General features: G+C 63.2%; 25 protein-coding genes. 15 read left to right on the top strand and 10 right to left on the bottom strand.

What is annotated here, in order from left to right:
* Nucleotides 1-92: 92 nt before the first annotated feature.
* The 4 genes from NMG46_RS19725 to NMG46_RS19710 all read left to right on the top strand — a co-directional run bounded on the left by NMG46_RS19725 (nt 93) and on the right by NMG46_RS19710 (nt 5534).
* The gene (locus NMG46_RS19725; RefSeq protein WP_254819260.1) at nt 93-959 is read left to right on the top strand and encodes an alpha/beta fold hydrolase; all 867 of its coding nucleotides are present in this window, start codon (nt 93-95) and stop codon (nt 957-959) included.
* Nucleotides 960-1122: 163 nt separating this feature from the next.
* Nucleotides 1123-3174 (top strand): elongation factor G, encoded by a 2052-nt coding sequence (locus NMG46_RS19720; RefSeq protein ID WP_254819259.1) that lies wholly within the window; start codon nt 1123-1125, stop codon nt 3172-3174.
* An 841-nt stretch (nt 3175-4015) separates the two neighbouring features.
* Nucleotides 4016-4513 carry an isoprenylcysteine carboxylmethyltransferase family protein gene (locus tag NMG46_RS19715; protein WP_254819258.1) on the top strand — a complete coding sequence of 166 codons (498 nt, stop codon included), beginning with the start codon at nt 4016-4018 and terminating at the stop codon, nt 4511-4513.
* Nucleotides 4514-4760: 247 nt separating this feature from the next.
* Nucleotides 4761-5534, top strand: a complete 774-nt coding sequence (locus NMG46_RS19710; protein ID WP_254819257.1) for a hypothetical protein — start codon at nt 4761-4763, stop codon at nt 5532-5534.
* On the opposite strand, the gene NMG46_RS19705 is transcribed toward NMG46_RS19710, so the two are convergent.
* Nucleotides 5531-6427 carry a LysR family transcriptional regulator gene (locus NMG46_RS19705; RefSeq protein WP_023719100.1) on the bottom strand — a complete coding sequence of 299 codons (897 nt, stop codon included), beginning with the start codon at nt 6425-6427 and terminating at the stop codon, nt 5531-5533. The genes NMG46_RS19710 and NMG46_RS19705 overlap by 4 nt on opposite strands.
* Nucleotides 6428-6524: 97 nt before the next feature.
* A complete protein-coding gene (gene trxB, locus NMG46_RS19700) occupies nt 6525-7499 on the bottom strand; it encodes a thioredoxin-disulfide reductase (RefSeq protein WP_254819256.1) in 975 nt (324 codons plus the stop codon).
* Between the two features lie 254 nt (nt 7500-7753).
* Here trxB and NMG46_RS19695 point away from each other — a divergent pair, with 254 nt between their 5' ends.
* Nucleotides 7754-8230, top strand: coding sequence for an Lrp/AsnC family transcriptional regulator (locus NMG46_RS19695; RefSeq protein WP_023678347.1), 477 nt, complete (start codon nt 7754-7756; stop codon nt 8228-8230).
* 264 nt (nt 8231-8494) lie between these two features.
* Here NMG46_RS19695 and NMG46_RS19690 read toward each other — a convergent pair whose 3' ends face one another.
* From NMG46_RS19690 to NMG46_RS19680, 3 genes are all read right to left on the bottom strand, one after another.
* Nucleotides 8495-9070, bottom strand: a complete 576-nt coding sequence (locus NMG46_RS19690) for an SIS domain-containing protein (protein ID WP_254819255.1) — start codon at nt 9068-9070, stop codon at nt 8495-8497.
* Between the two features lie 7 nt (nt 9071-9077).
* Complete coding sequence (gene rfaE1, locus NMG46_RS19685; protein WP_254819254.1) at nt 9078-10556, bottom strand: D-glycero-beta-D-manno-heptose-7-phosphate kinase; 1479 nt, start codon at nt 10554-10556, stop codon at nt 9078-9080.
* A 139-nt stretch (nt 10557-10695) separates the two neighbouring features.
* Nucleotides 10696-11328 (bottom strand): LysE family translocator, encoded by a 633-nt coding sequence (locus NMG46_RS19680; protein ID WP_254819253.1) that lies wholly within the window; start codon nt 11326-11328, stop codon nt 10696-10698.
* Between the two features lie 168 nt (nt 11329-11496).
* Here NMG46_RS19680 and rfaD point away from each other — a divergent pair, with 168 nt between their 5' ends.
* The 3 genes from rfaD to waaC are packed head-to-tail and all read left to right on the top strand — an operon-like array spanning nt 11497 to nt 14398.
* Nucleotides 11497-12447, top strand: coding sequence for an ADP-glyceromanno-heptose 6-epimerase (rfaD, locus tag NMG46_RS19675; RefSeq protein ID WP_254819252.1), 951 nt, complete (start codon nt 11497-11499; stop codon nt 12445-12447).
* Nucleotides 12420-13427 carry a lipopolysaccharide heptosyltransferase II gene (waaF, locus tag NMG46_RS19670; RefSeq protein WP_254819251.1) on the top strand — a complete coding sequence of 336 codons (1008 nt, stop codon included), beginning with the start codon at nt 12420-12422 and terminating at the stop codon, nt 13425-13427. The genes rfaD and waaF overlap by 28 nt, the downstream gene beginning before the upstream one ends.
* Nucleotides 13424-14398 (top strand): lipopolysaccharide heptosyltransferase I, encoded by a 975-nt coding sequence (waaC, locus tag NMG46_RS19665; RefSeq protein ID WP_254819250.1) that lies wholly within the window; start codon nt 13424-13426, stop codon nt 14396-14398. The genes waaF and waaC overlap by 4 nt, the downstream gene beginning before the upstream one ends.
* A 138-nt stretch (nt 14399-14536) precedes the next feature.
* Here the strand turns inward: waaC and greA are convergent, their stop codons facing one another.
* Nucleotides 14537-15010 (bottom strand): transcription elongation factor GreA, encoded by a 474-nt coding sequence (gene greA / locus NMG46_RS19660; RefSeq protein WP_023719113.1) that lies wholly within the window; start codon nt 15008-15010, stop codon nt 14537-14539.
* Nucleotides 15011-15326: 316 nt separating this feature from the next.
* Entirely contained in the window at nt 15327-15884 is a 558-nt protein-coding gene (locus NMG46_RS19655; RefSeq protein ID WP_254819249.1) for a tetratricopeptide repeat protein, read from the bottom strand.
* Between the two features lie 236 nt (nt 15885-16120).
* On the opposite strand from NMG46_RS19655, the gene NMG46_RS19650 reads away from it, so the two are divergent.
* The 4 genes from NMG46_RS19650 to NMG46_RS19635 all read left to right on the top strand — a co-directional run bounded on the left by NMG46_RS19650 (nt 16121) and on the right by NMG46_RS19635 (nt 19317).
* Nucleotides 16121-16546, top strand: coding sequence for a DUF3775 domain-containing protein (locus tag NMG46_RS19650; protein WP_254819248.1), 426 nt, complete (start codon nt 16121-16123; stop codon nt 16544-16546).
* A gap of 75 nt (nt 16547-16621) precedes the next feature.
* The gene (locus NMG46_RS19645) at nt 16622-17587 is read left to right on the top strand and encodes an extensin family protein (RefSeq protein ID WP_254819247.1); all 966 of its coding nucleotides are present in this window, start codon (nt 16622-16624) and stop codon (nt 17585-17587) included.
* Nucleotides 17588-17703: 116 nt separating this feature from the next.
* Nucleotides 17704-18543 carry an extensin family protein gene (locus NMG46_RS19640; RefSeq protein WP_254819246.1) on the top strand — a complete coding sequence of 280 codons (840 nt, stop codon included), beginning with the start codon at nt 17704-17706 and terminating at the stop codon, nt 18541-18543.
* A gap of 66 nt (nt 18544-18609) precedes the next feature.
* Nucleotides 18610-19317, top strand: a complete 708-nt coding sequence (locus NMG46_RS19635) for an LssY C-terminal domain-containing protein (RefSeq protein WP_254819245.1) — start codon at nt 18610-18612, stop codon at nt 19315-19317.
* Nucleotides 19318-19356: 39 nt separating this feature from the next.
* Here NMG46_RS19635 and NMG46_RS19630 read toward each other — a convergent pair whose 3' ends face one another.
* Complete coding sequence (locus NMG46_RS19630; RefSeq protein ID WP_254819244.1) at nt 19357-20376, bottom strand: NAD(P)-dependent alcohol dehydrogenase; 1020 nt, start codon at nt 20374-20376, stop codon at nt 19357-19359.
* Nucleotides 20377-20503: 127 nt separating this feature from the next.
* Here NMG46_RS19630 and NMG46_RS19625 point away from each other — a divergent pair, with 127 nt between their 5' ends.
* On the top strand, nt 20504-21430 hold the full coding sequence (locus NMG46_RS19625; RefSeq protein WP_254819243.1) for a LysR family transcriptional regulator: 927 nt from the start codon (nt 20504-20506) through the stop codon (nt 21428-21430).
* A gap of 76 nt (nt 21431-21506) precedes the next feature.
* Complete coding sequence (locus NMG46_RS19620; protein ID WP_254819242.1) at nt 21507-22817, top strand: hemolysin family protein; 1311 nt, start codon at nt 21507-21509, stop codon at nt 22815-22817.
* A 117-nt stretch (nt 22818-22934) separates the two neighbouring features.
* On the opposite strand, the gene arr is transcribed toward NMG46_RS19620, so the two are convergent.
* Nucleotides 22935-23342 carry an NAD(+)--rifampin ADP-ribosyltransferase gene (gene arr, locus NMG46_RS19615; protein WP_254819241.1) on the bottom strand — a complete coding sequence of 136 codons (408 nt, stop codon included), beginning with the start codon at nt 23340-23342 and terminating at the stop codon, nt 22935-22937.
* 217 nt (nt 23343-23559) lie between these two features.
* On the opposite strand from arr, the gene NMG46_RS19610 reads away from it, so the two are divergent.
* Nucleotides 23560-23853, top strand: a complete 294-nt coding sequence (locus NMG46_RS19610) for a hypothetical protein (protein ID WP_254819240.1) — start codon at nt 23560-23562, stop codon at nt 23851-23853.
* A gap of 50 nt (nt 23854-23903) precedes the next feature.
* Here NMG46_RS19610 and NMG46_RS19605 read toward each other — a convergent pair whose 3' ends face one another.
* Entirely contained in the window at nt 23904-24194 is a 291-nt protein-coding gene (locus NMG46_RS19605; RefSeq protein ID WP_254819239.1) for a hypothetical protein, read from the bottom strand.
* Nucleotides 24195-24425 lie beyond the last annotated feature (231 nt).

Genomic DNA, 24425 nt, shown 5'->3' with positions numbered 1-24425 from the left:
CCGAGAAATCATTTTTTAACCACCGTTCTAAACAACATGGTGACCTCGGCATGCGATGTTGACCTCGAGACAATCCCAAGGTCCAACCAGATATGGCCGTTTCCCACCGCACGATCCGTACGCCGCAAGCGGATTTGCGCCTCAGCCAGTCGTCGGGATCCGGCATCCCGCTTGTCCTTATCCACGGCTCGGGCAGTTCGCGCACCGTATTCGCCCGCCAGTTCGACAGCCCGTTGGCCGCCGCCCATCGGCTGATTGCTTTCGACCTGCCCGGCCATGGCGAATCGTCGGACGCCCGCGATCCGGCGACGGACTACACCATCGCCGGCCTTGCCCAATCGGCGGCTCAGCTCCTCGATGCCTTGGGCATCGGTCGCGCCGTTGTCTTCGGCTGGTCGCTTGGTGGGCACGTGGCAATCGAGCTCGCGAGTTTTCACCGCGCCGTCGGCGGGCTGATGCTGACCGGCGCGCCGCCGGTATCGAAGGGTCCTTTCGGCATGCTGCGCGGCTTCCACGCGCATTGGGACATGCTGCTGGCGTCCAAAAAGACGTATTCGGAACGCGATGCCGAGCGCTTCGAAACGCTCTGCTTCGGCGACACCGCCGACCCGTCCTTTCGCAAAACCATCCTGCGCACCGACGGCCGGCTGCGCGCCGCGGTGACGCGCGGCATGCTCACCGGCAAGGGCGCCGACCAGAGACAGGTGGTCGAGCAGGCCGCGTTTCCGGTCGCTATCGTCAATGGCGAGAACGACCCGTTCGTCCGGCTCGGCTATTTTGAAACGCTCGCCTACGGCTCGCTGTGGGAGCATTGCCACATCATTCCCGGTGCCGGGCATGCGCCTTTCTGGGAGCGTGCGGACCTGTTCAATCCGTTGCTCGCGCGCTTTGCCGAGACGGTGTCAGTGCAGCGCGTCGACGCAACGCCACTGGCGTCACGCCGAACCGGCACCGGCTGAACCGGCCCCAACTTCAAATCCCTTCAACCTCAAATCCCTTGCCCTCCCGGCCTGCCCGTGGGACGATGCCCTTTGGGTAGGTGGCAAATTGAAAAAAGCCTCGCCCGCGACGGCCGACAGGCCGGCCGCCGCTCACAGGGAAACGCCTGAGTGGAGGTCAGCCATGGGTACTCGCGCCGGAGGACGACGCACGGGACCGAAATGCATTGCCATAGTCGGTCCCTTCGCAAGCGGTAAGACGACACTTCTCGAAGCCATACTCGCCCGTACAGGCGCCATTCCCCGCCAGAATCCCGTTTCGTCCGGAAATACCGTTTCCGATCATTCGCCCGAAGCGCGCGCTCACGGCATGAGCGTCGAGGCGACCTTCGCCACAACCGATTTCATGGGCGAGCCGTTCACCTTCGTCGATTGTCCCGGCTCCATCGAATTCTCCTTCGAAGCCGAGCCGGTGCTGGCTGCCTGCGACGTCGCCGTGGTCGTCGCCGAGGCTGACGAGAAGAAGATCCCTGCCCTGCAGCTGATCATGCGCAAGCTCGACGATCTCGGCGTGCCGCGTATGCTGTTCCTGAACAAGGTCGACAAGGCGATATCAGGCGTGCGCGACACGCTGAAGATGCTGCAGCCGGCAAGCTCGGTGCCATTGCTGCTGCGCCAGATCCCGCTGCGCAAGGACGGCGTCGTCATCGGCTCGATCGACCTCGCTCTGGAGCGTGCCTACATCTATCGCGAATATGCCGAGAGCGAGGTCGCCCAGATCCCGAGCGACGACAAGGCGCGCGAGCTCGAGGCGCGCTTTTCCATGCTGGAGACGCTCGCCGACCATGACGACCGCCTGATGGAGCAATTGCTGGACGAGATCGAACCGCCAAAGGACGCGATCTTCGATGACCTCGCCGCGGATCTGCGCGACGGCACGGTGACGCCGGTGCTGATCGGCACCGCCGAGAAGGGCAACGGTGTGCTGCGCCTGTTGAAGGCGATCCGTCACGACGCACCCGATATCGCGGCGACGCGCCAGCGTCTCGGCGCTCCCGACGGCAATGCCACCGTGGTCCAGGTGATGAAGACTATCCACACCGCGCATGGCGGCAAGCTGTCGGTCTCGCGCATCCTGTCCGGTCAGGTCGCCGACGCCGCCGAGCTGTTCCTTCCCAGCGGCGAGACGGCAAAGGTCTCCGGCATCTACAAGATGCTCGGCAAGGACCAGGTCAAGCTGACTTCGGCCAAGGCCGGCGACACGGTGGCGCTCGGCAAGCTGGACGCCGTCAGGACCGGCCAGACGCTGAGCTCGACCAAGGGCGGCATCAAGCCGCTGGTCACGCTGGCGCCGCCGCAACCGGTCTTCGCCTTCGCGCTGCGACCGAAGGAGCGCAAGGACGAGGTCAAGATGTCGGCGGCCATCCAGCGCCTGGCCGAGGAAGATCCCTCGCTCAGTCTGCATCACAACCAGGATTCAGCCGAAACCGTACTGTCCGGTCATGGCGAGATGCATCTGCGCGTCGTGCGCGAGCGGCTGGAAGGCAAGAACCAGATCCCGGTCGAAGGCCATGTGCCGGCCGTGCCCTATCGCGAGACGATCCGCAAAGCGACGCAGCAGCGCGGCCGCCACAAGAAACAGTCGGGCGGCCACGGCCAGTTCGGCGACGTGGTGCTGGAGATCAAGCCGCTGCCGCGCGGGTCAGGTTTCCAGTTCACCGATACGATCACCGGCGGCGTCGTGCCGAAGACCTACATCCAGTCGGTCGAGACCGGCGTGCGCGATTACCTGAAATCCGGCCCGCTCGGCTTTCCGGTCGTCGATGTTGCCGTCAACCTTTCCGACGGCTCCTACCATGCGGTGGATTCCTCCGACATGGCCTTCCAGATGGCGGCGAAGCTGGCGATGAAGGAAGGCATGGCCGCCTGCTCGCCGGTGCTGCTCGAACCGGTGATGAAGGTCGAGATCGTCACGCCGTCGGATGCGACGTCGAAGATCATCGCGCTGATCCCGCAGCGGCGCGGCCAGATCCTCGGCTACGACGCGCGGCCCGACTGGCCGGGATGGGACGTGGTTGAGGCGACCATGCCGCAGGCCGAGATCGGCGACCTCATCATCGAGCTGCGCTCGGCCACGGCTGGTGTCGCCAGCTATCGGGCCGTCTTCGACCACATGGCCGAGCTCACCGGGCGGTTGGCCGACGAAGCGCTGAACGCCAACGGCAAGGCCGCCTGAACAGCAGCTTGCGGCGGCCAGAACACAAGGAAGCACACAAGGAAACGGCGCCCGGATCATTCGGGCGCCGTTTCGTTGCGGACCGTCTTCGTGGGAGGCGAAACGGCAGGTCCGCCGCATGCTTGCCGCCGGTGTCTGGCGGCGGAGGATGGTTCGGACGCGGTAGCTGCCTGAGCCCGGGTCGTCCGAGTGATGCCCCCATCCCCCGGACGAGCCACACCGCGTCCTATGCTCTGCTTACCCGATTTGGCGTGCCAACGCATGTTACCCGAGGTTACATGTCACTGTTACGCGCCAGTTCCGGCTGATTTTCCGGCGATGTGTTGGTTTCGGGCAACAAAAAAGCCGGATCAATGAAGACCCGGCTGAGTTTGATTGGAAGTGCCTGTTAAGGCTAACCTCCAGAGGGGAACACTCGAGAGCGCTAATGGGAGGAGAACGCGCTCAGGAGATGATCTATATATGTGCTCTTCATGCCCAAGAAACAAGCATCTATTTTGCAACACTCACATGCAAAAAGGCGCCGGCTGTGGTCTAATCCGTCCCGAAGCGCAATAGGACCAGTTGAATCGCTGAAATACAGCGTGCGGCAAGGCAAAAATCGATCCGCGGCCGCGAATCAGCAGCGATTCCTGCTCGGAAAGTCGAAAAACGCAGGATGACGTGGAATCGTGCAGCACGCGTTTGTTTTTTCGGCAGCCAGACCTTGCTGGTGCATGCCGCCCAAAAAGCCCGCCATCGAGCTTGACCTGAGGGTGTAGCGGTTTGGGGTTACATGCCGGACAAGACCTGATGCGCTTTGCAGGAGACCGTTCAAGGCCGCGCCCGTAAGGAGAGCTATATGCGAGCCGCTTCGGCGATCGCCGGCAGTGTCATCTTCCTTGCGGCAGCGCCCGGCGTCGTCGCCGGACTGCTGCCTTGGCTGCTGACCGACCGCTATCGCCTGCCCTGGTCGAGACTGCCCGGTTTCGTTCCTGTGGGCTGGCTGCTGATTGTCGCCGGCACAGTCGTGCTGCTGCACGCCTTTGCCCGTTTTGCCCTGGAGGGCCTTGGTACGCCAGCCCCGGTCGCGCCGACCGAGAGGCTGGTCGTCGGCGGCATCTATCGCCATGTCCGCAACCCGATGTACGTCGCCGTGCTGTCGATCGTCCTCGGCCAGGCACTGCTGTTTTCGAGCGGGACGGTCGCCGCCTATCTAGTCATCGCCGCGGCCGCCATGATCTCCTTCGTGAAACTATATGAGGAACCGACGCTTGCCCGCCGCTACGGCGCCGAATACGAAGCCTACCGCCGGGCCGTACCAGGCTGGCTGCCTCGGCTGAAGCCTTGGCGCGGCTAATTTCTGGACGCCGACAATTGGCGAAACCGGTGAGACAGCTCCTTTCTCCCCGTCACCATACGGGGAGAAATGGCAGGGCGTGAGGGCGGCGCGACACATCAGGACCACCAACCGCGGAGCCCAAGTACGACATCCCAGACAAAAAGGCTGGTGCTGCCCATCTGGCTGCCGCTGTCTTCTCCGTTATAGTGACGGGGAGAGGACGCTTTTGCCGATCGCTGTTTGGGGTGTTGGGAGGTCGACATAAATGAGCTTTTCAGAATTTCAGCCACGCCATGTGCTCTGCATGCTGGGAAGGCAGGGTGGATATTCTGAGCTGTGTCGCTCAATTCAGTCGGCAATCGACAATTTCGCCCCGGGGTTTGAAATTGATACGCACTTATCGCAGGACGCGCCGGATGATCGCATGGTTGAGTCGTTCGATGTGTCTTGGGATCGGGTACATAAGGGGGTACGGACTAAAGAGGACGAAGCGGCCGTCCATGAGCACGGTTGCGTGATTTATGTACTTGGTCCGCATATGGATATCGAAAGTACCGTTGAGACGTCGGCAATCGCCCTTCGCTTAATCGTGCATGCACTGAACAGTGATGCTATTGCCGCAAAAGGCGAGAGTGCTGGCATTGCACACGGTGCGGCTCGATGGAAACAACTTGGCCGTGATGCGGAAGACGCGGAGGACGGCCCGAGTTTGGCACGTACTTGCCGCCTTGCCTTCAGCAAGCGGCCGTTAAGTGACGGAAAGTTCCTCTGTAGCGTCGGTTTCCATCTCGTCGGTCTGCCAGAGGTCTTCGCGCCAAGGAGTCTTTCCGACGATGAGCTGGTGCTCAGCTCGATAATCGACCGTGTTGCCGATGAGATGTTTACCGAAGGCGTCGGGCTAAGTTTAGTCCGTAACAATGGGATACTGCTACCCATCGAAGCGTACGAAGAAGACGACTTCAAATTCAACCCGTATGGTGCCGTCTACTTGGGCGATCACGGCAAAAAGGGTACCTTGTCGACAGGATTTAGAAACTAAAACGACCAGCTGCGCGCCTTGGCGATGATGAAATCGCGGAAGACATGCAGCTTCGCCTGGTTCTTCATCGCGTCGGGATAGGCGAAATAGGTATCGAAGGACGGCACTTCGGTTTCGGGCAACAACTGCACCAGCCCGGAATCCTTGCTGACCACATAATCCGGCAGCATGGCGATGCCGGCGCCGCCCTGCACCGCCCGCTTGATCGACAGTATGTCGTTGATCTGCAGCGTCGGCACCCTTTGCCCGCCTTCGAAATCGCCGACCGTCTCCAGCCAGTTCAGTTCCGACAGATGCGCCGGCACCGGGACGCCGAAGGTGACGATGCGATGGGCCTTCAGCTCGGCGATCGAATTCGGCTTGCCGTATTTATTCACATAGGAGGGCGCCGCGTAGAGATGGAAATGCACGGTGAACAGGCGGCGCTGGATGAGGTCCGGCTGCTGCGGCTGGCGCAGCCTGATGGCGCAGTCGGCCTGGCGCATGGTGAGATCGAGCTCCTCATTGGCCAGGATGAGCTGCAGGCTGACCTCGGGATAGAGCTCAATGAATTCCTGCACGCGCTCGGTCAGCCAGCCGGCGCCGAGGCCGACCGTGGTCGTCACCCTGAGCACGCCGGAGGGCCTGTCCTTGGTTTCGGTCAGCCGCGATTTGATGGTTTCAAGCTTCATCAGCACGTCGTGTGCCGTGCGGAACAGCATCTCGCCCTGCTCGGTCAGCACCAGGCCGCGGGCATGGCGATTGAACAACGGTACGCCGACGTCATGCTCGAGCGCGCTGACCTGCCGCGAGATCGCCGATTGCGACAAATGCAGTGTTTCCGCGGCGTGGGTGAACGACCCCGCTTCCGCTGCGGCGTGAAACACGCGTAGCTTGTCCCAATCCAACGCCATGATTTCCCCTCGTCCTGTTTTCTGGCGTCCGCCTGTTTTGGCGTCTGAATGAAAAATCAGGCTTTTGCGCGGCTTTTCTCAGCCGCTTGTTCAACAATCACTCCGCCGCTTCCCGGTGAACCTCGATCCCCGCCAGATATTTTTCCGCTTCGAGCGCGGCCATGCAGCCGAGGCCGGCCGCCGTCACCGCCTGCCGGTAGATGTCGTCGGTCACGTCGCCGGCGGCGAACACACCCGGCATATCGGTGCGGGTCGAATCCGGCGCCGTCCACAGATAGCCGTTCGGCTTCTGCTTCAGCTTGCCGGCAAACAGCTCGACCGCCGGCGCGTGGCCGATCGCCACGAACACGCCGTCGACCACCAGATGCATCTCCTGCCCGGTCACCACGTTGCGCAGCTTCAGCCCTTCGACCGACGGCGGCAGCGGCGCCTTGCCGGGCCGGCCGGTGATCTCGTCGACCACCGTGTCCCAGATGATGCGGACATTGTCTTTCTGCAGCAGCCGCTCGCGCAGGATGCGCTCGGCGCGGAAATCGCTGCGCCTGTGGATAACGGTGACGCTCTTGGCCAGGTTGGAGAGATAGAGCGCTTCCTCCACAGCCGAATTGCCGCCGCCGATCACCGCGACATCCTTGCCGCGATAGAAGAAGCCGTCGCAAGTGGCGCAGGCGGAGACGCCAAAACCCATGAAGGTCTGTTCGCTCGGAATGCCCAGCCATTTCGCCTGCGCGCCGGTGGCGATGATCAGCGCGTCGGCGGTATAGATCGTGCCGGAATCGCCCTTGGCGCGGAACGGCCGCACGTTGAGGTCGACCTCGGTGATGATGTCGTTGACGATGTCGGTGCCGACATGCTCGGCCTGCCTGAGCATCTCGCTCATCAGCCATGGACCCTGGATCGGTTCGGCGAAGCCCGGATAGTTTTCGACGTCGGTGGTGATCATCAGTTGCCCGCCCTGCTGCAGGCCGGCGACCAGCATTGGCTTGAGCATGGCGCGGGCAGCATAGATTGCCGCCGTATAGCCGGCGGGGCCGGAGCCGATGATGAGAACAGGCGCGTGCTTGGTGATCATGAAAAGCCTCTGCGGGGAGCAGCCATGGATTGTGGCATGAACTCTCGTCGATTGTTGCGCGTAATGTAAGTGTTGCCTGCGACGCCAGCAAGGCAAGTTGCCGTTCGTCCCCGGAAAGCTTCGGCGCCGGCGACGGCGACAAGCAACCGCAGCAAGATGATGCGAAAATCCTCGATCCAGCGGATGGAATAGACAGCAAAGTCGTTTAACTACAAAGTCGCGAAAGATTCTTTCGCGTCACCACGGAAGCCGCCATGCCGATCAAGGCCGATCTCGATGCCATCGACTGGAAGATCCTGCGCGAGCTTCAGCAGGACGGACGCATGACCAATGTCGAACTGTCGAGCCGGGTCGGCATTTCGGCGCCGCCGTGCCTGCGCCGCGTCCGGCGGCTGGAAGAGGCCGGCATCATCCGCGGCTACCGTGCCCTGCTCAACGCTCCGGCACTCGGCCTCGACGTCGTCGCCTTCTGCCTGATCGGCCTGCATCACCAGGCCGACGCCGAGCTCAAGACCTTCGCCGAGCGCACCCGCGGCTGGCCGATCGTGCGCGATGCCTGGATGGTGTCGGGGGAATCCGATTTCCTGCTGCATTGCGTGGCGAGCGATCTCGGCACCTTCCAGACCTTCGTCATCGAGGAACTGGCCTCGGCCCCCAATGTCGATACGGTGAGAACCGCGCTGACCATCCGCCGGGTCAAGGACGAAGGGCTAGTGGCGTTTTCGGCTTGAGGCAAAGCGCCCGAGAAACAAAACCCGGAAACAAAAAACCCGCCTCGGCGGGCGGATCGTCGGTGAGAATCATCACCGTAGTTGAATTAGTAGCATAGCTGCCGGCACAAAGCAAGAACAAAATGTGGCTATGCGTCAAATAATAATAGCTACAGACTGGCGCTGCCCTCACCCTTACCCTCCCCGTGAAGGACGGGGAGAGGGGTCGCCAGCGTTGCGGCTACCTCTCCCCGTTGACAGACGGCCTCTACCGGCCTGGCGCAATCACCCTGCGTCGCAGAGGCGCGTTTCGACCAGTTCGCAGAGATGGTGGTAAAGGCACAAATGCCCCTGCTGGATGATCGGCGTCGAGGTCGAGGGTACGTTGAGCAGGATGTCGGAGAGCGGCTTCAGCTTGCCGCCGGTGTCGCCGGTCAGGCTGACCACCGTCATGCCCATCATGCGCGCTTGCTGGGCGGCGGCGAGGATGCTTGGCGAATTGCCGCTGGTCGAGATGGCGAGCAGCACGGCGCCTGCCGAACCATGCGCCTCGACCTGGCGCGCAAACACCGTGTCGAAGCCGTAATCATTGCCCCAGGCGGTCAGCACCGCCGCGTTGGCCGGCAGCGCTATGACGTTGTAGGCCTTGCGCTCCCTTAGGAAGCGGCCGACCAGCTCGCCGGCGATATGGATGGCGTCGCTGGCCGAACCACCATTGCCGGCTATCAGCAGCGCCTTGCCCTGCGAAAGCGCGGCGACGACGGCGCTGACCGCCCGCTCCATCTCGCTGGTCAGGTCGCGCTCGATCATCGCCGAAATCGCGGCCGCCGAGCGGGCCAGGTAATCGTTCAGTTCGGACATGAAACCCTCAGTTCCCGGCGCGCAATCTGCCGATGGTGCCGGTCGTGCTCTTGCCGGCGACGAGATCGACCAGTACGACGCGCCCGCCGGCCTTCTGCACGACATCGGCGCCAACCACCTGATCGACCGTATAGTCAGCGCCCTTGACCAGTATGTCCGGGCTCAGCGCCTCGATCAGTGAAAGCGGCGTATCCTCCTCGAAGATGACGACGGCGTCGACCGAGGCAAGTGCTGCAAGCACGCAGGCCCGGTCATGCTGGTCGTTGACCGGGCGTCCCGGCCCTTTCAGCCGGCGCACCGAGGCATCGCTGTTGAGGCCGAGCACCAGCCGGTCGCACTGGCTGCGCGCCGCATGCAACAGGCTGACATGGCCGGCATGCAGGATGTCGAAACAGCCATTGGTGAAGCCCACGCTCAAGCCCTCGTCCTTCCACGCAGCCACCAGCCGCGCCGCGGCGGCGGCATCGAGGATCGCGTCCTTGTGGGCGACCGGACCATGCGAGCGAAACAGCGCACCGGTGAGTTCCTCGATCGTCAGCCGCGCGGTGCCGCGCTTGCCGACGACGACGCCGCCAGCGGCGTTGGCGATCGATCCGGCCATGACACGATCAGCCCCTGCTGCAAGAGCCAGCGCGAAGGTCGCGATTACCGTGTCGCCGGCGCCCGAAACGTCGAACACTTCGCGCGCCTGCGTGGCGATATGGCGGGCGTCGTCCGCACCGACGACACTCATGCCCTTTTCGCTGCGCGTCGCGACGACGAAAGCGAAACCGTGCGCCGAAATCAGCTGGCGCGCCGCCGCCTCGATCTCGTCATCGGCAAACACTGCGCGGCCGACCGCCTCGCCGAGTTCCTTGCGGTTGGGCGTGATTGCCGTCGCGCCGGCATAACGCGCATAGTCGCTGCCCTTCGGATCGACCAGCACCGGCTTGCCCGCTTCCCGGCAGATCGAGATCAGCTCGCCGGCGACGCCGTCGAGCAGCACGCCCTTGCCATAGTCGGACAGGATGACGATATCGGCGCGCGCCAGCGCTTCGCGAAAATGCCCGACCAATGTCGCGCGCTCGGCATCGCCCAGCGGCTTGATTTCCTCTTCGTCGAAACGCAGCACCTGCTGGTTGAGCGCGCTGAAGCGGCTTTTGGACGACGTCATGCGATCGGCATCCTGCGCCAGCCCGCCGGTGTCGACGCTAAATTCGCCGAGCATGCGCATGAGGTTCTTGCCGGCCTCGTCGGCGCCGATCACCGAGACCGGTATGACGGCAGCGCCAAGCGAAACGATATTGGCGACGACATTGCCGGCGCCGCCCATCGCCAGCGTTTCGCCGCGCCCGTGCAGCACGGGGATCGGCGCTTCCGGCGAAATGCGCTCGATCACGCCGTTGACGAAACGGTCGAGGATGAAATCGCCGACCACCAGCACGGTGGCGCTGCCGAAGCGCGAAATGGCGCGGTGAAGAGGTTCGGGAGAAGGCAGCTTGATCATGTCAATGCGTGGGAGAGCCGATTTTCGGTGACGGGGAATTCGATTGGCAGGGCCGGCCGTTCATGGCGATGCCGATATACCGCAATTTCAGCCGACGCAACGGCAGGCCTTCGACCGATCGCGGCGGCGAGGCAATGCGTCAGCTTTTCTGCAACGCGACATGCACGCCCAGTCCGACAAGCACCGCACCGCCGGCGCGCCGCATCAGGCGCTGCGCCCGGCTCGACTGCCGCAGCCTGGCGATCACTGCGCCGGCCAGCACCACGCAAACAATGTCGGCCGACGAGAACATCAAATTGACGATCGTTCCAAGCACGACGAACTGCAGCCACACCGGAAACGCCGCCGAGGCATCGATGAACTGCGGCAGGAACGCCATGAAGAAAATCGCCGTCTTGGGGTTGAGCACCTCGACGGCAACGCTCTCGAAAAAGGCGCGGCGGGCAGATTTCGGCTGAATTCCCGGCAAGACAACGTCGCCTTGCGCCTTGGCGCGAAACAGCGAAACACCGAGCCAGATCAGATACAGCGCACCGACCAGCTTGACCGCCATGTAAAGCACCGGCACGGCATGGAAAAGCACCGACAGGCCGACAGCGGCGGCGAAGACATGAACGTAGCCGCCAAGATGGATGCCGAGCGCCGCCATCAGGCCGGACCAGCGGCCGCGCGCCATGGTTTGCGCAGCGGCATAGAGCATGGCGGGGCCGGGGATATAGGCGAAGATCGCCGTGGTGGCGAAAAAGGCGACAAGCAGTTCGGTTGACGGCATTACCTTGCTCCTGTCGCCGGTTGGCCGGCAGGCCGACTGAAACGTGACGTTTGCGGCGGCACTGTGGCGCTCATCCAACCGCCCCGCCACCTGCTTTATCGACAGGCCTGCCGGCCTCCCCTATAAGGGCCGGAATCGGCAAGCAACGGCAAGTCAGGGCGTACTAATATGATCATCGTCACGGGCGGCGCCGGCATGATCGGTTCCAACATCGTCGCCGCGCTCAACGCCGACGGTTTCAGCGACATCCTCGTCGTCGACGACCTCACCGACGGCCACAAGATCGCCAATCTCGCCGACCTCGAGATCGCCGACTATCTCGACAAGGACGACTTTCTGGCGCGGATGGAGGCCGGTGACCTCGGCCGCATCGAGGCGGTTTTCCACCAGGGTGCCTGCTCGACCACCACCGAATGGAACGGCAAGTTCATGATGGAGGTCAACTACACCTATTCGAAGCACCTGCTGCACGCCTGCCTGGCCCTGCGCGTACCCTTCCTCTATGCCTCGTCCGCTTCGGTCTATGGCGGCGGCGCCGAGTTTCGCGAGGAGCCGGAATGCGAGCGGCCGCTGAACGTCTATGCCTATTCGAAAAAGCTGTTCGACGACTATGTCCGCCGCACCGTTTTCGATACCGACCATTCGCCGGTCGCGGGCCTGCGTTATTTCAACGTCTACGGTCCGCGCGAGGCGCATAAGGGCGCCATGGCCTCTGTCGCCTTCCATTTGTTCAACCAGGTCGAACGCGGCGAAAACCCCAAGCTGTTCGGCGCCTATGGCGGTTTCGGGCCCGGCGAGCAGAGCCGCGACTTCATCCATGTCGGCGATGTCGCCGACGTCAATCTGTGGCTGTGGAAACGCGGTTCTAGCGGCATCTTCAACTGCGGTACCGGCAAGGCCCAGCCGTTTCGCGCCATTGCCGAAACGGTGATCGATACGCTCGGCAAGGGCCAGATCGAGTTCATCGAGTTTCCCGACCACCTCAAGGGCAGCTACCAGAGCTTTACGCAAGCTGATATGTCCCGCTTGCGCGCAGCCGGTTACAATGGCCAGTTCCGCACAGTGGAAACCGGCGTCAGAGACTATGTCGAATGGCTGAAAGCCCAACGATCCTCGTGATCGGCCCACGCTGGGTGGGCGACATGGTGATGGCGCAGTGCCTGTTCCAGGCGCTGAGGGAGCTTCATCCGAACGCCGCCATCGACGTGCTGGCGCCGGCGTGGGCAGCACCGCTGGTCAAGCGCATGCCCGAAATCCGCCAGCAGATCGACCTGCCGCTGCCATCCGGCGCGTTCGAATTCCGCGTCCGAAGGCGCTTCGGCCGCCTGCTGCGCGGCCGCTACGACATGGCCTTTGTCCTACCGGGAAGCTGGAAGTCGGCGCTGATCCCGTTCTTTGCCGGCATTCCGCGCCGTGTCGGCCATCTCAAGGAAATGCGCTACGGGCTGCTGACCGACATCGTGCCGTTGCCCGATCGCCTGAAACGGCGCACCGCGCAGGCCTATTTCAGCCTTGCCCGCGGCGGCGCCTTCCAGGCGCCGAAGCTCGCTGTCGATCAAGCCAGCCAGGCGGCACTGCTCAGCCGTTTCGGGCTGACGGCGGGGAAATTCGTGGCGCTGATGCCCGGCGCAGAATTCGGCCCGGCCAAGCGCTGGCCGAGCGAACACTATGCCGGCCTTGCCCGCGAGATGATGGCGAAAGGGTTTGGCGTCGCGCTGTTCGGATCGAAGAACGACGCCGAGGTGACGGCTGAAATCGCGGCGCTGGCGCCGGGCGCCTCCGACCTTGCCGGCCAGACGCGGCTGGAGGATGCCATCGACCTGATCGCCGCGGCGAGGTTCGCCGTCTCCAACGACAGCGGGCTGATGCATGTCGCCGCCGCCGTCGGCACGCCGGTCGTCGCCGTCTACGGCTCGACCTCGCCCGACAACACGCCGCCGCTCGCCGAACGCCGCGAACTGGTCTGGCTCGGCCTGTCCTGTTCGCCTTGCCACAAAAAAATCTGCCCGCTCGGTCATCTCAACTGCCTGAAGACGTTGGAGGTCGAACGCGTCGTGGCGGCGGCGGAGCGGCTGCTGGAAATGCCGGCCGCCGCATGAAGGTGCTGATCGTCAAGACGTCGTCGATGGGCGACGTCATCCACACCTTTCCGGCGGTCGAGGACGCGCGCCGCGCCCGCCCGGATATTTCCTTCGACTGGTGCGTGGAAGAGGCCTTTGCCGGCATCGTGGCGCTGCATCCAGCCATCCAAACCATCCACAGCGTGGCGATCCGGCGCTGGCGCGGGAAGCTGCTCGAGCCCGGCACATGGCGGGAAGTGGTCGGCCTGCGCAGCGCCTTGCGCGCGTCCCGCTACGACCTCGTCCTCGATGCACAAGGCTTGCTGAAATCGGCGCTGGTGGCTCGGCTGGCGGCAGCACCGATCGCCGGCTTCGACCGCTCGAGCGCCCGCGAGCCTTCGGCGAGCCTGTTTTATGGCCATCGCTACGCCGTGCCGCTCGGCCTGCATGCCATCGAGCGCACGAGACGCCTGTTCGGGCTGGCGCTCGGCTACGAGCCGGATTTTTCCCGGCTTGAATCGGGAATCGTGCCGCCAGCCGGAAAATCGACTTTTGTCGGCGAAAAGACAGCCTTCCTGCTGCACGGCACCAGCCGCGAGGACAAGAAATGGCCGGTCGCGGACTGGATCGAAATCGCCAGGCTTCTCGTGATACGAGGGATGACCCCGGTCACCACCTGGTCGAACGACCGGGAACAGGCGGTTGCCGAAGCGATCGCCCGCGTCGTTTCGCAAACCGTGGTGGTTCCCAGGTCGGCGCTTGCCGAGATCGCCGCCGTCATCGGCAGCTCGACGCTGGTCATCGGCGCCGACACCGGCCTGACCCATCTCGCCAGCGCTTTCGGCGTGCCGACGGTGGCTGTATTCCTGGCGACGGAGCCCGGCCTGACCGGCCCGCGCGGGCCGTTCGCATCGACGCTACTGGCCGCGCCTGGCCGCAGCGTCACGCCGCCGGAGGTGATGGCGAAAGCAGAGAGATTGCTGGCGCTTAAATTACCAGGCTCTGCATAGGACCTTTTCAGAATTCGCTCTGGCGAGTCGAATAGCGTGGTTTTCGAGGACCGGAGCGGAGCGTACTTAAAGTACGTGAGCACCGGAAGCGCAGAAAACCGCGCCAGTCGGCCGCCAGAGTGGAATTATCAAAAGGTTCTAAATGAATTGCACCTGGACGATCTCATAACCCCTGGCGCCGCCCGGTGCGTTGACCTCGATGGCATCGCCGACTTCCTTGCCGATCAGGGCGCGCGCGATCGGCGAGGAGATCGAGATGCGGCCGGACTTCACGTCCGCTTCCTGGTCGCCGACTATCTGGTAGGTCTTTTTCTCCTCGGTGTCCTCGTCGACCAGCACCACGGTGGCGCCGAACTTGACCTTGTCGCCGCTGAGCTTGGTGACGTCGATCACCTCGGCCCGCGCGATCAGGTCCTCGAGTTCGTTGACCCGGCCCTCATTGAGGCTCTGTGCCTCTTTTGCCGCGTGATATTCGGCATTTTCGGAGAGGTCGCCATGCGAGCGCGCTTCGGAAATCGCCTCGATGATACGCGGCCGCTCCTGTTGCTGGCGCCAGCGCAGTTCTTCCTTCAATGACGCGAACCCCTCGCCTGTCATCGGGACCTTGTTCATAATGCCTGACCTTTCCTGCCGCCGCCCCCGCAATCGGGAGCGACCTTGTCGATGGTACAAAAAGAAAACGGTCCGGCAGCCTCGCTAACGGAACCGTCTCACCACAATCTTTGCAAGATATAGCAATCTTCGCGGGTTTTTCACGTCCAAAAAGTCGGATTTTGAAAAATCATCCACCGATTGCGCGGCTGACCTGACGTCAAGGAGCGCATCACGTGTACCGTGATGCCAAATTCCGGTTCGGAGCAGCATGTGAGCACAGCAAAAAACCGGCTGCGATCGCCGCAGCCGGTATGAGCAGCGTCCGGAGGTCGGATCAGCTCCTCATGAAATGATCGATCTGCTCCGACAGCATGCCGTATTCGCGAGATCCCTTGCCCGTGCGCTTCTCGATTTCGCGGAGCTGTTCCTGGGCGCCGGCAAGATCGCCGATCTGCAGGTGCGCCTCGCCGAGATATTCGCGTACCAGCGTGTAGTTCGGGTCGATGCGCAGCGCTTCCTCGTAATAGCCGAGGCCGACGGTGACGCGGCCGGAATGGCGGTGCGAATAGCCGAGATAGTTGAGGATGCGCGGGTCCTGCTTGTTGGCGGCGAGGCTGAGCACGGCGATCGCCTCGTCATAGCGTCCATCCATCGCCAGCGCGCGACCGGCATCATAGATGCTGTCGTCATCCAGCATACCTTGCTTCGGCGAGACACATTTCTTCTGCTTCTTGTCCCAGGCCTCCCCCTTCTTGCACTGGCTCTGGCCGCCGCCGCCATTGCCGCCGCCGCCGCCACCACCTCCCCCGCCTTCACCAGCCGAAAACGCCGGAGCCGCAATCAGCGGCAGGGCGGCAATGGCCATGGCGTAAATCAGCAATCGTCTGCGCATTACACTCTCCTTTGAACCTGACAATGCAACACTAACGCCGGGCCAAAGCCGTTTCGTCCCGGAAAATGTCATCCTATCTCAAAACCGCGATCTCTCCCAGCAAGGCCATCTTATTCCGGGAAGAGAGGGGATCATAAATCATGGTTCACGATTAACGCCCACGCGCAAGAGAACGTGACGAGCGCTGCAAATCCGCTATCATCGGGCCGACCGAGCACGAAGCAGGGAGACGGCCGGTGCAGCAACGCGTTGAACGAGACTGGGAGCTTTCGATCGGTCCCGACACCGTGCGCCTGTTCATCCTGAAGGCGAAGGCGCTCAGCGCCGCCGTCAACGAAGACTATGCCGACGGCGCCGAGCACGAGGTAGAGCTCGACGGCAACGCGCACGACAACCACCATCATGACGGCCTTGCCGAGGAAAGCTCCGAAGATCTCACCGAGGAAGAACTGCGCGAGCTGATCGACGATCTCAATGTCGACGAAGCGGCCGAACTGATTGCGTTGGCCTGGGTTGGCCGCGGCGACTATGACGCGACGGAATGGACCGACGCGCTGACCGCCGCCCGCGAGCGCGCCAACAAGCGCACGGCAAAATATCTACTCGGCATGCCGCTGCTGGCGGACTGGCTCGAGGAGGGGCTGGAAGCGATCGGCGCGTAACAGCGCGGTTACCGATTGTGATCGCCAGCCCCCTCGCCCAAGGCAACTTCCCTGCATTCTGGCCGTTGCGATACAATGGCGGCGTTTGGCTTTTTCAGATTGGGCAGATTGCTGCTGGCCGTTGCGGCTACGCCGCTGGCGGGACCCGTCTCAGCCAAGGCGTCCGAGCTGCCGCCAACCGCACCGGTTCCGCAACGCAACCAGCAAGTCACTCCGCCAGCACCAACCGAGATCCCGGTCCCCGAACCACGCCCCGCTCCGGAGGCTGAGCGGCCCAAAAACGGTCAGCCTCAAAACGATCAGCCCCAAAATGGCCAGTCCAGGACCGAGCAGCCGAAGCCGCCGGCGATCGCACCACAGCCGCCTGAAAAGCCGGCGCAGGCCGAGCCGCCGGCAAACGCATCGGTCGCGCCACCAAACCCGGCCGAGGCAGACGAAAAGGCGGAGCAAGAAATCCTTCCCGATCCTCGATCGGTCGCAATTGCCGAGAAAGAAATGCCGGCCGAGGAATTGGCCTGCCGCAGGCGGCTGAAATCGATGGGCGTCGATTTCGAGGAGCGCAAGCCCGAGCATGATACGGCGGTCGGTTGCTCGATCCCCTACCCGATCGTGCTGAGGACGCTCGGCAAGTCCATCGCCATCGGCCCGGAGCCCGAGCTCAATTGCCAGATGGCCGAGGCCGCCGCACGCTTTGCTGCTGCCGTCATCCAGCCTGCGGCCAAGGCGGAGTTTGGCGAGGACCTCAAATCGATCGGCCAGGCCTCCGCCTTCGTCTGCCGGTCGCGCAATGGTGGCGGCAAATTGTCGGAGCACGCCTTCGGCAATGCGCTCGATATCGCCAGCTTCAAGCTTTCGGACGGGAAGGAGATCGATGTCGGCCCGGCGCCGCCGGAAAAGGACGCGAAATTCCTGAACGCAGTGCGCAAGGCAGCCTGCGGGCCGTTCAAGACCGTGCTTGGCCCCGGCAGCGATGCCGATCATTCGCAGCATCTCCATTTCGATCTCGAACCGCGCCGCAATGGCGGCACGTTTTGCCAATGACGCCGGGCGCCGATAATGGGTGCCGCAATTTGGCCGCAGGCGTGAACGGCGCCGCTGATTTTTCCTTTACTCTTCAGGTTTAGAGTCTGTGCCATCTGGGGACAGGAACCCTTCCGATGGCCGGGCTAATTCGCGCTGCGCTTGTCGCTGCGCGGCACACAGGACGCGCGCGCATGGCCGGCAGGCTTGCCGTCGTGCTTGCCATTGCGGCGGTCTCTGCCTGCAACACCGGCAGCGTGCTGTCGCTGCAGCCGGCCGTCGACGTCGGCAGCCAGACCGCTGCCGTCCCGCCCTATTCCGACCCACAATATTCCGGCCCAGAATATTCCGGCATGCAGCGCCTCGTCCCGTCCAACCCCTATATGACGGCCGCCTATCCGCGCATGGACAATCCGATGTCGCCGGCCGAACGGATGCCGGCCGCAGAGATCGATTGCCGCAAGGAGCTGAAACGCCTCGGCGTCGTCTACACCGACGTTGCGCCGATCCATGAAGGCCAATGCGGCATCGATTATCCGGTCAAGGTCTCGGCCATCGGCAGCGTCGCGATGAAGCCGGCCGCGACGCTGACCTGCGACATGGCCGCCAGCTTTGCCGGCTGGACCAGGAATGAACTCGTCCCGTCGGCCCGCTGGCGCTATTTTTCAGGCGTCAAGACCATCCACCAGGGCTCGAGCTATTCCTGCCGCAGGATCGCCGGCGAAGGTGTTTTGTCGGAACACGGCAAGGGCAATGCGCTCGACGTGATGAGCATCGAGCTTAACAATGGCGACGACATCGACGTCCGCAAGCCCGGCCTGTTCGCCTTCCGCACGCGCGGCTTCCTCAACAATGTGCGGGCCGACGGCTGCCAGTATTTCACCACCGTGCTCGGCCCCGGCTACAACTACGACCACCGCAACCATTTCCATTTCGACATCAAGAACCGCAAGAACGGCTATCGCGCCTGCCGCTGATTGCAGCCCCTGCCCAAGACCTGCTGCGCCGATTAAGATGGTGCGCAGACGCTTGGGTGGTGCCTCTTGAGCCAACGAAGCCTTCGACGACGTGCAACGACCTGGCTGGTGGCATGCTGTGCCGCCTATCTTTCGCTCGCCTATTTCGCCGCGCCTGAGTTCTGGACGTTACGGGACCGCAATTTTCGCAATCAGCAATTCGAGATGGTGACGCACACACCGCAAGGCATTCCGGGCGATCCGATCAATGTCGGCCTTGTCGGCACCAAGAAGGAGCTTGTCCATGCTTTTGCCGTCGCCGGCTGGGATACGGCAGACGCGGTCTCGCTGAAGACGGCGATCGAGATCGGCGAAAGCGTGCTGTTTGACCGCCCCTATCCCGACGCGCCGGTCAGCCGGCTGCTGTTCGAAGGCCGCGCCCAGGACCTAGCCTTCGAAAAGCCGGTCGGCGACAGCGCCGACCGGCGCCACCACGTCCGCTTCTGGCAGACCGCTGCGACCGGAGACGACGGCCGGCCGCTTTGGCTTGGCTCGGCAAGCTTTGACCGCGGCGTCGGCCTCAGCCATGACACCGGCGCGATCACTCATCACATCGGCCCCGACATCGACGCCGAGCGCGATGGGTTGATGCGCGACCTCTCCGCCGCCGGCATGCTGATCTCGACCAGCGAGATACCAGGCGTCGGCGCCACAAAGACCGGGCGCAACGGCGAAGGCGATCCCTATTTCACCGACGGCAAGGCCATCATCGGCGTACTGCTGCAACTGCCGTAGGCGCGCAATCGGCCCGTCTGACAACCATTTCCGACCGGCTCATAGCATGGTGATCACGATCTTGCCGAACGGTCCGGTCTCCAGACGCTCAAATGCCTGCGGCACCTCGTCGAAGCCAAACACCTTGTCGATCACCGGCTTGATCGCGAGCGTCTCGATCGCCTGGTTCATTCGTTCGAAGGCGCGGCGGTGGCCGATCGATATGCCCTGCACAACGATCCGGTTGCGCAGGAACGGAATGATCGGGAAACTGAGCTCCATGCTGCCGAGAAGGCCGATGAGCGACAGCCTGCCGTCGGCGCCCAGCGCATTGAGCGAGCGCCGCGCATTGTCGCCGCCGACCATTTCCAGCACGTGCCTGACGCCGGCGCCGTCTGTCAGCTCGCGGGCGACCTCGTCCCATGCCGGATGGCTGCGATAATTGATCCCCTTCCAGGCGCCGAGCGCTTTTGCCCGCTCGAGCTTCTCGTCGCTGCTCGAGGTAACGATGGCGCGCAGGCCGAAAGCGGCGGCGAATTGCAGCGCAAACAGCGACACGCCGCCGGTGCCCTGGATGAGAACGGTCTCACCCGGGATAGGCTTGGCCGCCTCGACCAGCGCGAACCACGCCGTCAGCGCCGCGATCGGCAACGTCGACGCCTCGACATCGCTGAGTGACGGCGGCGCCGCCACGGCGGCATCCTCGTGAAAGAGCACATGCTCGGACAGCATGCCGGGCAGTGACGAACCAAGCGTATGCTTGTGCAGCACCGGCGGGGCGTTGCCGTCCGGCCAGTCGGCGATCACCTGGCCGAGCACCCGCTGCCCGATGCCGAAGCGGCTGACTTCGCTGCCGGTGGCGACAACTTCGCCAACCGCGTCCGATGTCGGCACGAACGGCAAGCTGAGGTCCGGTATCAGCACGCCATCGACGATCATCCTGTCCTTGTAATTCAGCGATACCGCTGTGACGCGTACCAGAAGATCATGCGGCCCGGGTCGGGGCAGCTTTCCCTCGGCCGGCTTCAAACTGGACAGGCCGAAACCGGTCATCTGCCAGGATCTGTTTTGGGTGCTCATTTGGTTCGCGCTCCGTGGTTGATGGTTGCGCGAGACATTTATGCCGTTTCACTATGGAGAAAAGTGCTTCCATGTGGCATGTTCTGCAACAGATTAAGGAGCAAAACTCTACAATAGGAGCGCTTCATTGGAATCGGCCAATTTGCAAGGCATCGTCGCATTCGTTCACGCGGTGGAGGCCGGCAGCTTCACCGGCGCCGGCGCCCGGCTGCATGTCACGAAATCGGCGGTCGGCAAGTCGATCGCGCAGCTGGAACAGCGATTGGGCGTTCGCCTGCTCAACCGCACCACCCGCAGCCTGAGCCCGACCAGTGAGGGCCTGAGCTATTACGAAGCCTGCGTCAGGGCACTGGCCGAGATCGAAGCCGCGCAGTCACTGCTGGCTTCGCGCAAGCAGGTGCCTTCCGGGCGGCTGCGTGTCGACCTGCCTTTGGCCTTCGGCCGGCGGTGCGTCGCCCCGGTTCTGTTCGACATTTCCAAAAAATTCCCGGATCTGACGATGGAAATCTCGTTCAACGACCGGCGCGTCGACCTGATCGAGGAAGGCATCGACCTGGCGGTGCGCATGGGCGACCTCGACGACAGCTTGTCGCTCGCCGCGCGCCGCATCTATGCCCAGCGTTCGGCCATCGTCGCCGCCCCCGCCTATCTCGACGCCCATGGCAGGCCGCACTCGATCGAGGACCTGCCCAGGCACAGCCTCATCGGCTACGGCCGCGATGGCACGGTCCATCCCTGGACCGTCAGGCATGCCGACGGCCGTCTCGAAAAATTCGCGCCCAAGGCGCGGCTGGTGCTCGGCCACGGCGAACCGATGCTCGATGCGGTACTGGCCGGCTGCGGTATCGTCTATCTGCCGACATGGCTGACGGCCGGCAGCATCAGGCGCGGCGAGCTCGAAATGGTTCTGTCGGACTGCCTTGTCGAAAACACCGTGGTGCATGCCATCTGGCCGGTAACACGCAATCTCGCACCAAAGGTGCGCGTCGTCGTCGACGCCCTGATCGAGCATTTTTCCGCGCCGCCCTGGGATGCGGCATGGGGTGCCGCCTGATTTGCCCCGCTCGCTAAATTTAAAAAGCGCGACCGTCCTATTTTCGAAAACCGCGCGGCAATGCTATGGACCCGGCATGCTTTATGCTGAAATTGCCATCGTGGTCGTCCTCATCTGCGTGAACGGCCTTCTGTCGATGTCCGAGCTCGCCATCGTCTCGTCGCGGCCGGCGCGCCTCAAGACGATGATCGACCGCAACGTCAAGGGTGCCGGCCGGGCTCTGGCGCTCGGCGCCAATCCGGGAAAGTTCCTGTCCTCGGTGCAGATCGGCATCACTTTGGTCGGCGTCTTGTCCGGCGCCTTTTCCGGCGCCACGCTCGGCGAGCGGCTGGCCACCTTCCTGGCATCGGCCGGCGTCCGCGAAAGCCTCGCCGACCCGCTCGGTGTCGGCATTGTCGTCGCCATCATCACCTATGGCTCGTTGATCATCGGCGAACTGGTGCCCAAGCAGATCGCATTACGCGACCCCGAACGGGTCGCCGTCAGGGTCGCTCCGGCAATGACCATCCTCGCCAGCGTTTCGGCGCCGCTGGTCTTCCTGCTCGATTTTTCCGGCCGCGCCCTGCTGTGGCTGCTTGGCCAGCACGGCCAGAGCGAGGAGAGGGTCACCGACGAGGAGATCAAGATGCTGGTCGCCGAAGCCGAGCACCACGGCACCATCGAATCCGACGAACGGCGCATGATCGCCGGCGTGATGCGGCTCGGCGACCGCGCCGTGCGCGCGGTGATGACGCCGCGCACCGAGGTCGACTGGATCAATCTGCAATCCGACGAGGCGGCCATCAGAAAGCTGCTGATGGACACCCAGCATTCGCGCCTGCCGGCCGGCGACGGCGGCGTCGACGCCATGATCGGCGTCGTCCAGACCCGCGACGTGCTGGCGGCGATGCTCGGCGGCCGCGCTCTCGACCCGCGCCGGCACGTGCGCACGGCCCCAATCGTGCATGACCAGGCCGATGCGCTGGACGTGCTTGCGACACTGAAGGAATCCGACGTGCCGATGGCGCTGGTACATGACGAATACGGCCATTTCGAAGGCATCGTCACCCCGGCCGACATACTGGAAGCGATTACCGGCGTCTTCCGTTCGGATCTCGATGCCGGCGAAGAGGAAAACGCCGTCAAGCGCGAGGACGGCTCATGGCTGCTTGCCGGCTACATGCAGGCCGACGAGATGGCGGAGGTCCTCGGCATCGACCTGCCCGAGAACCGCGACTACGAAACCGTCGCCGGCTATGTGCTGTCGCATTTGCATCATCTGCCGGCGACCGGCGAATGCGTCGACGCGCAAGGCTGGCGCTTCGAGGTCGTCGACCTCGACGGCCGCCGCATCGACAAGCTTATCGCCAGCCGCCTGCCCGGCGGTCACCGCGAGGTCGTGCGGTAACGAGCGACGCGGTCGGTCTGACCTGTTGTGGACGTTGAACCGTATTTCGCGGCGACTGCCACCGACCGTAGGTCAGAGCCAGGCCCGGCAATTGCAGGACATATGCCTATTTAGCGATCAATCGATCGCCTCGATGCCTTGCGCCTTCAGCCGTTCGATATGGTCCTTCATCTCTTTCAGCCGCTCGGGCGAGTGGCCCTGCCACTCTGTGACCTCGCTCGTGATCCTGAGCGGCTGGCGGGAGCGATAGGACTGCGTCGGATTGCCGGGAAATTTCTTGTCCGTAAGGTTGGGGTCGTCGGTGATCGGGCCGGTTGGTTCCACGATGTAGATCCTTTCGCGTCCGTCACCGGCGGCCAGTTCTGCACCCCAGATAGCCGCATCCAGAGTGCCGGTCAGATAGACCCAGGCTGCCTGCTTTCGCGCGCCGTAATTGGAGCTGTAGCCGGCTTCGATCAGGTCTCCCGGTTTAAGGTCGGCCCGGGTGCCGTGGTAGAATTGGCGTGGGTTGTCGGAGGCTGTCATCGGCTCGCTACTTATCCTCGCTGTCTCAGGCATCATGGTTTCGTGGCGCGCACTATTTCATACACGTCATCGAATCAAGCGTCTGGCAGTGCGGTTATCGGACCTCCGCTCTCGGCAGTCCTGATATCTATGTCAGTCATCCCGCCCGATGCACGCTATCGGTCGGCCGCCGGCGTGGTTATTATAGACGCCCTGTACCGTCGCTATGGTGAACAAAATGGATCTGCAAGCCTTCAGGGATTCGATTGCCGAACCACAGCCGCCAGCCGGCTTGAGTCCTGCCCTGCAGGCGCTGTGGTGGGATGCAAAGGGCGATTGGGCTAAGGCGCACGAATGCGCGCAGCAGCGCGACGATACGGCCGGCATGCACGTACATGCCTATCTCCACCGCAAGGAAGGCGACCAGTCGAATGCGGAATATTGGTATCGCCGCAGCAATGCCACGCCGCCTACCTCAACGCTTGACGAGGAATGGGAGGAGTTGGCGCGTACATTTTTGCAGCAAAGCTGACATGCTCGGTCACGGCAAAATAGCCGGTCCTGCAAGCACTCGCCGGGGTGTCAGCTGGCGCCCTGTGGCTTGTCCCTGCCGTTCCATTCCGCGTTGCGCGCCCGCGCCTCTTCGGCGATCAGCTTGAACTCCCGCATCTTCGCAGCCTCGATGGCGAATGCGCGGCTTGGCAGGACGCCGGGGTCCTCCTGACTGTTCTGAAACTGAAAACGGTCCTCCAGTTCGGCCCATATTCGCTCGGGCGCCGTATCCTTGCTGGCAAGCAGCGCGACGACCAGCGCCAAAGTCTCGCGCTGGGCGTTCAGCCGCCCTTCGATCTCCTCAATCGGCAATTCGGACATGCGGGTCGCTTCCAGTTTCTCGCTCAACGGCAAAATCGCACCCTTGTTCCGACGCCGATGCACTGCTGACTTTATCAAGCTCGGACGGGCCCGACACCATTCACTTTCCGCTGGTGCCGAAACACAACAGAACACATCTCCATCTTGTGGGTTCGGTTAGCTGTCCCGCACCAGATCACAGGCCGTCATGTTCGAGAACGACCATAGGGTGTTACGAGCACTGGAACACTG

Source organism: Mesorhizobium sp. LMG 17147, from assembly GCF_024297145.1.
Taxonomy (GTDB): Bacteria; Pseudomonadota; Alphaproteobacteria; order Rhizobiales; family Rhizobiaceae; genus Mesorhizobium.
Note: the sequence above shows the minus strand (reverse complement) of the source record. Positions and strands in the feature narration are given on the sequence as shown.